Genomic DNA, 520 nt, shown 5'->3' on the forward strand with positions numbered 1-520 from the left:
GGGTACAGCCCGGGGCGATGCACCAGCCGGTCCATATCCTCCACCTGCATTCCAGCTTCAGCCTGGGCGGCAAGGAAGCGCGCGCCGTGCGCCTGATGAACGCCTTCGGCGACGCGGCGCGGCACACGATCGTCAGCGGCATGCCCGATCAACTCGGCGCGCGCGCCCAGATCGCGAAGGGCATCCGCTACGAAATCGCGCAGGACCCGCCGCCGCTAACCGGGCGGCCATCGGTTGCGCGCTATGAGGCGCTGGCGCGCTACATGCTGACCTATAATTGGGGCGCGATCGACGGGGTGATGGCGCGCCGCGTCTTCCCCAAGGGCACGCCGCCGCTGGTCCACCACGAAGACGGATTCAACGCCGACGAGGCGGGCGGGCTGAAGATCGAACGCAACGTCTATCGCCGCATGGCCTTGGGCGCGGCGCATGCCTTGGTCGTCCCGTCGGAGGTGCTGGAAGGCATTGCGCGCACGACGTGGAAGCAGCCTGCCGGTCGCGTACACCGCATCGCGAACGG

1 protein-coding gene is annotated in these 520 nt (G+C 68.8%); it reads left to right on the forward strand.

Annotated elements, in window-relative coordinates; all coding sequences use genetic code 11:
* Nucleotides 1-17: 17 nt before the first annotated feature.
* On the forward strand, nt 18-520 hold a 503-nt coding region (locus ACYVE7_RS35595; protein WP_460371127.1), incomplete at its 3' end, for a glycosyltransferase family protein.

The sequence above is a fragment of the Actinocorallia lasiicapitis genome, assembly GCF_054778695.1.